Source organism: Streptomyces sp. PA03-1a, assembly GCF_033792805.1.
GTDB lineage: Bacteria > Actinomycetota > Actinomycetes > Streptomycetales > Streptomycetaceae > Actinacidiphila.
On record NZ_JARAVO010000488.1, the window covers coordinates 1 to 1,002 of the forward strand.

Genomic DNA, 1,002 nt, shown 5'->3' on the forward strand with positions numbered 1-1,002 from the left:
GTGGGGTCCATCGGCCCGAGGGGGCGGTGGACGACGCCGGGCACCGGCAGCAGCGGCGCCAGCCGGCGGTAGGTCTCCTGGGCGTCGGCCGGGCGGTGCTGCGGGTCCTTCGCCAGCAGTTGCAGCACGAGCGCCTCCAGCGGTTCCGGCACCTCCGGGCGCACCTGCCGCAGCGGCACGGGCTGCTCGTACAGGTGCCGGTGCAGCACGCCGAGCGCAGTGGCGCCCGCGAACGGGACGGTGCCGCTGACCAGTTCGTGCAGCAGCACCCCGAGCGCGTACAGGTCGGTGCGGGGCCCGACGGCGCCGCTCATCGCCTGCTCGGGCGCCATGTACGCGGGCGTCCCGATGGGCGTGCCGGTGTGGGTGAGCCGCGTCGTGTCGGTGTCGAGCACGGAGGCGACGCCGAGGTCGAGGACGACCATGGTGCCGTCCGGACGCACCATCACGTTGCGGGGCTTGAGGTCGCGGTGCACGATCGGCACCGCGTGCACCGCCGACAGCACGGCGCACAGCTGCGCGGCCACGGCGACCGCCCAGGGCCAGGGGTAGGGGTCGTGCTCGGCGAGGTGGTCGGCGAGGTCGGCGCCCTCCACGTACTGCATGACGAAGTACAGCTCGTCCGCGTCGCTGCCCGCGTCGTGGACGGTGACCAGCCCCGGATGGTCGACCTGGGCGGTGACCCGGCACTCCCGCTCGAAGCGCCGGCGCAGTTCCTCGGCGTCGCCGCCGCCGGCCACCTTGTCCGGGCGCAGCAGCTTCACGGCCACCCGCCGGTCCAGCCGCCGGTCGTACGCGGTCCACACCTGGCCCATGCCGCCCTGACCGAGGACCGTGGCCAGCTCGTAACGGCCGGCGACGATCCGTCCGTTCACTGACCGCCCTCCTGCTTGCGCAGCAGGTCGCTCAGCTCGTCCAGTTCGGCCCGCACCTGGTTGATCCGCGGCGGGTGCGGGTGCGGGTGCGGGCGGTTTCTATTCCAAATTTCCGCGCCCAAGAAAC

Annotated in this window: 1 protein-coding gene; it reads right to left on the minus strand. The window is 73.5% G+C overall.

Annotated features, from left to right (window positions below; all coding sequences use genetic code 11):
- The coding region (locus tag PV341_RS45080) for a serine/threonine-protein kinase (RefSeq protein ID WP_500361046.1) at window positions 1-875 on the minus strand (875 nt) is incomplete at its 3' end.
- Window positions 876-1,002 lie beyond the last annotated feature (127 nt).